Annotated in this window: 9 protein-coding genes; 5 read left to right on the top strand and 4 right to left on the bottom strand. The window is 68.4% G+C overall.

Going from position 1 to position 7,721, the window contains the following annotated elements; all coding sequences use genetic code 11:
• Nucleotides 1-1,077 (bottom strand): D-alanyl-D-alanine carboxypeptidase family protein (locus JX613_RS13825; RefSeq protein ID WP_207102048.1); only part of this gene is annotated, 1,077 nt, incomplete at its 3' end.
• A gap of 169 nt (nucleotides 1,078-1,246) precedes the next feature.
• Between JX613_RS13825 and clpS the strand changes: the two genes are divergently transcribed.
• From clpS to JX613_RS13810, 3 genes are all read left to right on the top strand, one after another.
• Nucleotides 1,247-1,564 carry an ATP-dependent Clp protease adapter ClpS gene (clpS, locus tag JX613_RS13820; RefSeq protein ID WP_154763512.1) on the top strand — a complete coding sequence of 106 codons (318 nt, stop codon included), beginning with the start codon at nucleotides 1,247-1,249 and terminating at the stop codon, nucleotides 1,562-1,564.
• Nucleotides 1,565-1,626: 62 nt separating this feature from the next.
• Nucleotides 1,627-2,571: a class I SAM-dependent methyltransferase gene (locus tag JX613_RS13815; protein WP_336512307.1), complete on the top strand. Its 945-nt coding sequence runs from the start codon at nucleotides 1,627-1,629 to the stop codon at nucleotides 2,569-2,571.
• Nucleotides 2,571-3,374, top strand: a complete 804-nt coding sequence (locus JX613_RS13810) for an SDR family NAD(P)-dependent oxidoreductase (protein WP_419538834.1) — start codon at nucleotides 2,571-2,573, stop codon at nucleotides 3,372-3,374. The genes JX613_RS13815 and JX613_RS13810 overlap by 1 nt, the downstream gene beginning before the upstream one ends.
• Before the next feature lie 3 nt (nucleotides 3,375-3,377).
• Here the strand turns inward: JX613_RS13810 and JX613_RS13805 are convergent, their stop codons facing one another.
• Nucleotides 3,378-3,797: a hypothetical protein gene (locus JX613_RS13805; protein ID WP_207102046.1), complete on the bottom strand. Its 420-nt coding sequence runs from the start codon at nucleotides 3,795-3,797 to the stop codon at nucleotides 3,378-3,380.
• A 69-nt stretch (nucleotides 3,798-3,866) separates the two neighbouring features.
• On the opposite strand from JX613_RS13805, the gene hemF reads away from it, so the two are divergent.
• Nucleotides 3,867-4,727, top strand: coding sequence for an oxygen-dependent coproporphyrinogen oxidase (gene hemF, locus JX613_RS13800; RefSeq protein WP_207102045.1), 861 nt, complete (start codon nucleotides 3,867-3,869; stop codon nucleotides 4,725-4,727).
• Here the strand turns inward: hemF and JX613_RS13795 are convergent.
• Together JX613_RS13795 and hemE are read right to left on the bottom strand one after the other, a co-directional pair.
• Nucleotides 4,724-5,599, bottom strand: a complete 876-nt coding sequence (locus JX613_RS13795; protein ID WP_207102044.1) for a DMT family transporter — start codon at nucleotides 5,597-5,599, stop codon at nucleotides 4,724-4,726. The two genes, hemF and JX613_RS13795, sit on opposite strands and share 4 nt — an antisense overlap.
• Complete coding sequence (gene hemE, locus JX613_RS13790; RefSeq protein WP_207102043.1) at nucleotides 5,596-6,624, bottom strand: uroporphyrinogen decarboxylase; 1,029 nt, start codon at nucleotides 6,622-6,624, stop codon at nucleotides 5,596-5,598. Before hemE ends, JX613_RS13795 begins: the two co-directional genes overlap by 4 nt.
• A gap of 74 nt (nucleotides 6,625-6,698) precedes the next feature.
• Here hemE and hemC point away from each other — a divergent pair, with 74 nt between their 5' ends.
• Nucleotides 6,699-7,640, top strand: coding sequence for a hydroxymethylbilane synthase (hemC, locus tag JX613_RS13785; protein WP_207102042.1), 942 nt, complete (start codon nucleotides 6,699-6,701; stop codon nucleotides 7,638-7,640).
• The last annotated feature ends 81 nt before the right edge of the window (nucleotides 7,641-7,721 follow it).

Below are 7,721 nucleotides of genomic sequence, written 5' to 3'. Positions count from 1 at the left end.
CGGCTCGGCCTCGCGCACGGGCTTGGGCTGCGCTGCGGGAACCACGGCCGCTGTCGAAGCCGCGACCGCGCGGCTGACGCGGACCGGAGGGGCCGAGGCCGTCAGCACCAGCCGCTGCGGGTCGGGTTGCGTCGCGGCGGCCGAGGGCTGGACCTGGGCGCGGCGCACGACGCGGGTCGCCAGCAGGGCCGGCGCTGCGGGACGCACTTCCCGGACGCGGTTCGGCACGCGGCCGAAGCCCGCGTCCAGCAGTTGCGCCATCACTTGGTTGCGATGCGCGGTCGAGGTGCCGCCCAGAACGGTCGCCACCAGCCGCTTGTTGCCGCGCTGCGCCGAGGCGGTCAGGTTGAAGCCCGCCGCCCGGGTATAGCCCGTCTTGATCCCGTCCGCGCCCTGATAGCTGTCCAGGAAACGCTTGTTGGTCGAGGCGACCTGCGCGATCCCTGCATCCGCCGAGCGGCGCGAGAAGATGTTGTAATATTGCGGGAAATCATAGAACAGCCGCCGCCCCAGGATGGTCATGTCATGGGCGGTGGAATAATGCCCTTCCTGCGTCAGCCCGTGGGCGTTCTGGAAATGGCTGTTGGTCATGCCGATGGCGCGGGCCATCTGGGTCATCTGCTGGGCAAAGGCCGCCTCGGACCCCGCCAGGCCCTCGCCGATGGTGGTGGCGGCGTCGTTGGCCGACTTGATCGCGGCGGCGCGGATCAGATAGCGCAGCTCGATCCGCTGGCCGGCCCGCAGGCCCAGCTTTGACGGCGGTTCGGACGCGGCATTGGTGGACACCGTGAATTGCGAATCCAGCCGGACCTGCCCGCGTTCGATCGCGGTGAAGGCCATGTACAGCGTCATCATCTTGGTAAGGGACGCGGGGTGCAGCCGCGTATCCTCGTTCTGCTTGTAGATCGGCTGGCCCGTGCGCGCGTCGATGACATAGGCGGCGAAAGGGGCGGCCGACAGGGTTGCCGGGGCCAGGACGGCCAGCAAGAGGATAGCCCACAGCCGGGCTGTCTGGGAAATTCGGATCACTGTCGCGGTCTCTCTGCCTCTGGCGGCATGTCGTTTGTCGCATGCCATTGCTTAACAATCGGATAATAGCACGCCATTCCCTGCCATGTAACTGTTCATTTGCGTTATTTTCCTGCGCCCCGTCCGGTCAGGGCGGGCTTTTATCGGCGGCAAAATCGACTATATTGATGCACGCATTACGATAAACACGATCAGACTGGACAGCATGGCGCACTGGATGACAGACGGCGACGGACCCGACGACCAGATCGAGCTGGTCACGAAGCCGCGCACCCGGACGCAACGGCCGCCGATGTACAAGGTGTTGATGCTGAACGACGACTTCACGCCGATGGAGTTCGTGGTCCATGTGCTGGAACGGCTGTTCAACATGACCCACGCCCAGGCGATCGAGATCATGCTGACCGTCCACCGCAAGGGCGTGGCGGTCGTCGGCGTCTTCTCGCACGAGGTTGCGGAAACAAAGGTCGCGCAGGTGATGGAACTGGCGCGGCGGCAGCAGCACCCGCTGCAATGCACCATGGAAAAAGAATAACAGTGACAGTGACCAGGCTTTCCCTCGCCCTCCCGGATGGTCATCCCGGAGGCGATTTTCTTGTGATCGGCGCAAGGGCCGGTGACGACCTGACGCCGCTGGATCCGGCCCGCACCCAGGTCCAGCAGGGCAATTTCCCGGATCATCAGGCGCTGGCCGCGCGCGGTTATCGCGTCTCGCCGCAGGTCGAGGGCCGCTTTGACGCGGCGCTGGTCGTGCTGCCCCGCGCCAAGGCGCAAGGGCGTGCGCGGGTCGCCGATGCCGCTGTGCGCCTGCACCCCGGCGCGGCGCTGTGGATCGACGGGCAAAAGACCGATGGGGTCGATTCCATGCTGAAGGATCTGCGCGCCCTGGCCCCGGTGGATGAGGTCCACAGCAAGGCCCATGGCAAGATCTTCCGCGTGACGGTTCCCGCAGGCGACTGGCTGCCCGCCGACTGGGCCGCCCGCCCGCAAGAGATCGCGCCGGGCTTCGTGACCCGTCCGGGCGTCTTTTCGGCGGATGGGGTCGATCCCGGATCGGCCATGCTGGCGGCGGCGCTGCCCGACCGGATGCCGACCCGCGTGGTGGAGCTGGGCGCGGGGTGGGGGTGGCTGTCGGCGCAGGCCCTGGCCCGCCCGGGGATCGAGGTGATCCACCTGGTCGAGGCCGATCATGCCGCGCTGGAATCAGCCCGCGACAACATCCGCGACCCGCGCGCGCAGTTTCATTGGGCCGATGCGCGGGATTTCACGCTGAAGGAGCCCGTGAACGGCGTCATCATGAACCCGCCCTTCCACGATGGCCGCGCGGCGGATCCCAGGATCGGCGCGGATTTCATCGCGGCGGCGGCGCGGCTGCTGACCGGGGCAGGGCGGTTGTGGATGGTCGCGAATCGGCACCTGCCCTATGAAACCGTCCTTGCGCAGCATTTCGGGCAGGTCCGCGAAATCCGCGGCGACACCCGCTTCAAGGTCATCGAGGCCACGGCCGCGAACCGGGGCACTGCGCGCAAGGGGCGCGGCTGATGGGCGGGGTCCAGGGCAAGACGGCCATCGTGACCGGCGCCGGGCGCGGCATCGGCATGGCGATTGCCCGCCAGTTCGTCGGACGCGGCGCCAACGTGATGTTCGCCGACGCGGACGAGGACGCGCTGGCCGTCGCCATGTCGGATTACGACGAACGCGACCCTCATGTGCGCAGCTTTTCGGGCCGGATGTCCGAACGGCTGGCGACCGCAAACCTGCTGTCGGCGACGCTGGATGCCTTTGACCGGGTGGATATCCTGGTGAATGCGCATCGGCTGGTGAAGGCCTCGGACCCGCTGGACACCGATCCCGACGTGCTGGAACAGTTGCTGCGCGAGAACATGATGGCGGGCCTGCGCATGACGCAGATCGTCGCCAAGCGCATGATCCGCCAGGCCGAGGACGCGCCCGAGGCCGGATCGGCCGGGGCCATCGTCAACCTGTCCACGCTGGCGGCCCAGCATCCGGTGCCCACCATGCTGGGCTATTCCATCGCCTATGCCGCGCAGGAACAGGCGACGCGCGGCATGGCGCTGGCGCTTGCCCCTCATCGGATCCGCGTGAACGGCGTGCGCTTCGGCAGCGTCATGTCGCACGAGCTGAAGGAATCGCTGCGCGAAAAGCCGGAACTGCGCGACCGGATCGTTGCCGCCACCCCCATGGGGCGCATCGCGCCCGCAGACGAGCTGGTGGAAACGGTGATCTATCTTGCCAGCGACGCCTCGCGCTTCGTGACGGGTCAGATCCTCACCGTGGACGGCGGCCGCAGCCTGGCCGACCGGGTGGCGGTCCAGACGGTCTGATCCTCAGCGCTGATCCTCGGGGAAGGCGGCGCGGCAGGCTTGCACGACCGATGCGGCCCGGTCGCCCAGCACGGCGGCGCGCGCTGCCAGGTTGTCGCGCTTGCGCTGTTCGGCCGCAGGGTCGATGGGCACGCGATAGCGTTCGGTATCGACGTAATCCCGCCAGCAGGGCTCATAGGCGACCACGGCGCGGCCCTTGCTGTCGCGCACATAGGTCCGGCATTGCGTCAGGCGGTCGCGCACGACCTGCCGTTCCTCCCAGGCATAGCCGCGCGCAAGATTGCCCTCGACCTCGGCCAGAAGGCGGCTGACGGTGCGGTATTCGCTGGTGTTCTGGCTGATGCAGCGTTCCTGCGGTGTGCCGCAGGCCGCGACAAGCAGCGGCAGGGTCAGGATTGCGGCAAGGGCAGAGTTGCGGCTCATGGCGGGTCTCATTACAGCGGGTGGGGAATGCTAGCCCGGCGCATTCAGCCTGGCAAATCAAGATTGGAGATGCCTGTGGACCATGAACGCCATACCGCCGCCACCTGGTTCCGCGCGCTTCGCGACCGCATCGTCGCGGCCTTCGAGGCGCTGGAGGACCAAGGCCCCGGCGCAGCCCCCGCGGGCCGGTTCGCCGTGACCCCCACCACGCGCGACGGCGACGGCGGCGGCGGGCTGATGTCGGTCCTGCGCGGCGGCCGCGTGTTCGAAAAGGTCGGCGTCAACTGGTCCGAGGTTCACGGCACCCTCGCCCCGCGCGCGCAGGCGGCCATGGCATCGCGCGGGGTGCCGGGTATCGACACGGATCCCCGCTTCTGGGCCAGCGGCATCAGCCTGGTCGCGCATATGCAGAACCCTCATGCGCCCGCCGTCCACATGAACACGCGGATGTTCTGGACGCCGGGCGCCTGGTGGTTCGGCGGCGGGGCGGACCTGAACCCCTGCATCGAATATGCCGACGATACGGCCCATTTCCACGCCACCCTGCAGGCCGCCTGCGACGGGCATGGCGCCGATTACTACGACCGCTTCAAGGCCTGGGCGGACGAGTATTTCTTCATCCCGCACCGGGGCCGCGCGCGGGGCGTCGGCGGCATCTTCTTCGACGACCTGAACACTGGCGACTGGCAGGCCGATTTCGACTTTACCCGCGCCGTGGGCGAAGCCTTCCTGCCTGCCTTCCTGCCGCTGGCACAGGCGCGGATGGGACAGCCCTGGTCGGACGCGGACCGCGACGCCCAACTGATCCATCGCGGGCTTTATGCGGAATACAACCTCGTCTATGACCGGGGGACGAAGTTCGGGCTGGAAACCGGCCACAATGCGGATGCCGTGCTGATGAGCCTGCCTCCGCTGGCGAAGTGGGTCTAGGCTGCCACCGCCAGCAGCCAGCCCACCCCTGCCAGGATCAGCGCCATGCCTGCCAATTGCAGGGGGCCGACCCTTTGGCGAAAGACCCGGCCGGACAGGATCTGCGCCATCACGACCTCGACCAGGGCCAGGGTGCGGACATTGGCGGCGGGGGTCAGGGCAAAGCCGATGAACCAGAACAGCGAGGCGAAGGCCCCCAGGGCACCGGCCCCGACCGAGACGCGCCACTGCGCCGCGATGGCCCGCAGCGCGGCCCGGTCCCGAAGCGCAAGCCAGGCCAGCATGATTGCGGCCTGCAGCCCCAGCGTGATGGTCAGGACGGTGATGGCCCGGGTGACATAGCCGCCCTCCGGCAAGGCCAGCAGGGCGCCGCGAAAGCCGATGGCTGACAGGCCGAACAGCGCGCCCGACAGGATGCCGGTGGCGACCGGCCCCCATCCCGCGCGGCCCCAGCTTGCGCCCGAGGCCAGCACGACGCCCACCGTCGCCAGGCCGATGGCGGCCAGCCGGGCGGGGCCCAGCGGCTCGGCCAGGACAAGGGCGCCGATCAGGGCCAGCGTCACGGGTTCGGTCTTCATCAGCGCGGTCGCGACGCCAAAGCCACGCTCGCGCATGGTGACCAGCATGAAGGCGGTCGCGGCGATCTGCGCCAGCGCGCCAAGCGCGGCCCAGCCCATGGCTGTCAGGCCGGGGACTGGCAGGGGCACCCAGGCCGAAACCGCCAGCAGGCCTAGGGCAGCGAAGGGAAAGCCGAAGACGAAGCGGACCGCTGTTGCGCCGACGGTGCCGATCTGCGCCGTCAGCCCCGCCTGCGCGGCGTTCCGGGCGGTCTGCGCCGTGGCCGCGATCAGCGTGGCCGCGACCCAGCTCATGCGCTGCGCACGGCCTCGATCATCAGGGCGACGTTGTCGGGGTTGGCATCCGGGGTGATCCCGTGGCCCAGGTTGAAGATATGCGGCCCGCCCCGGAAGGCGCGCGTGATCCGCTGCGCCTCGGCCACCAGATCGGGACCGCCCGTGACCATGTGACGCGGGTCCAGATTGCCCTGTACGCAGCCGTCCACCTGCACATGGCGCGCCGCCCATTCCGCACTGACCGAGTTGTCCAGCGCGACGCAATCCGCCCCGGTCGCGTGGGCAAAACCGATGTAACGCTCGCCCGCTTCTCGCGGAAAGGCGATGACCGGAACATGGGGATGACGCTCTTTCAGCGCGGCGATGATGCGCCGGGCAGGGGCGATGGCGAAGTCGTCGAAATCCCGGCCCTTGAGGCTGCCCGCCCAGCTGTCGAACAGCTTGACCACCTCGGCCCCGGCCTCGATCTGGGCGGACAGGTAGTGGATGGTGGCCTCGGTGATTCGGTCGATGAGCGCAGTGAAGGCCGCGCGATCCCTGTCCTTCAGGGCATGGGCCGGGCCCTGGTCGGGCGTGCCGCGACCAGCCACCATATAGGTCGCCACCGTCCAGGGCGCGCCCGCAAAGCCGATCAGCGCCGTGTCCCGCGGCAATTCGCGCGACAGGATGCGCACCGTTTCATAGACAGGGGCCAGTCGGTCGTGGATCTGGTCGGCGGGCTTCAGCCTTGCGACCTCCTCGCCGGTCGTCACCGTGGACAGCCGTGGCCCTTCGCCGGTCGCGAACCACAGGTCCGCCCCAAGCGCCTGCGGGACCAGCAGGATATCGGCGAACAGGATCGCCGCGTCGAAGCCGAAGCGGCGGATCGGTTGCAGCGTCACCTCGGCCGCAAGGTCGGGGGTATAGCACAGGGACAGGAAATCGCCCGCCTGCGCGCGCGTGGCCCGGTATTCCGGCAGATAGCGCCCCGCCTGGCGCATCATCCAGATCGGCGGAACGGGCAGGGTTTCGCCGGCCAGGGCGCGCAGCAGAAGTTTGGTCATGGGGCCTCCTGCGGACCCTTCAAGGCGAGGCGTCGGGCGTTGTCAAGCAGCCTGCCTGCCGCTATGCGGGGGGCATGACCCAGATGCCCGACCCCACCCGTCCTCTGAAGATCGGCACCCGAGGCTCGATGCTGGCGCTTGCGCAGGCGCATGAGACCCGGGACCGGCTTTCTGCCGCGCATGGCCTGTCCCCTGATGCCTTCGAGATCATCGTGATCAAGACCACCGGCGACCGGATCACCGACCGCCCTTTGAAAGAGATCGGCGGCAAGGGCCTGTTCACGCGCGAGATCGAGGATGCGCTGCTGGCCGGGCAGATCGACATTGCCGTCCATTCGATGAAGGACATGCCGACGCTGCAGCCCGAGGGGCTGGTGATCGACTGCCTTCTGCCGCGAGAGGATGTGCGTGACGCTTTCGTCAGCCCGCACTTCGCCTCGATCCCCGATCTTCCTGCGGGCACCGTGGTCGGCACCTCCAGCCTGCGGCGGCGGGCGCAACTGGCGCATCGCCGCCCGGATCTGCGCCTGGTCGAGTTCCGGGGCAACGTCCAGACCCGGATGAGGAAGCTGGACGAAGGGGTGGCGGCAGCGACATTCCTGGCCATGGCGGGACTTTCCCGGCTTGGACTGCGCGATGTCGCGCGCAACGCCATCGATCCGGCCGAGATGCTGCCTGCCGTAGCCCAAGGTGCCATCGGGGTCGAGCGGCGTCAGGGCGACGTCTTGGCGGCAAGCCTTCTGGCCGCGATCCATCATGCCGACACCGGCTATCGCATCGCCGCCGAGCGTGCCTTCCTGCTCCGGCTTGACGGATCCTGCCAGACGCCCATCGCCGGCCTGGCCGAGATCCTGGACGACCGCCTGCTGCTGCGGGGCGAAATCCTGCGGCCCGACGGGTCGGCCGCCATCAGCGGCCATCGGGAAGGCAGTCTTGACGAAGGCGCCGTCATGGGATCCGATCTGGCTGAGGAATTGCTGGGCCGCGCGGGCGAGGGCTTCTTCAACGGCGTCTGAAGTCTGCGGCATCATGATGGAATTCTGGGGCTGCCAAGCGCGGCGCAGGCTTCTTGAAGCCTGCCTGCCGGAACGAACGCC

It is taken from the genome of Paracoccus shandongensis (assembly GCF_017315735.1).
Taxonomy (GTDB): domain Bacteria; phylum Pseudomonadota; class Alphaproteobacteria; order Rhodobacterales; family Rhodobacteraceae; genus Paracoccus; species Paracoccus shandongensis.
Note: the sequence above shows the minus strand (reverse complement) of the source record. Positions and strands in the feature narration are given on the sequence as shown.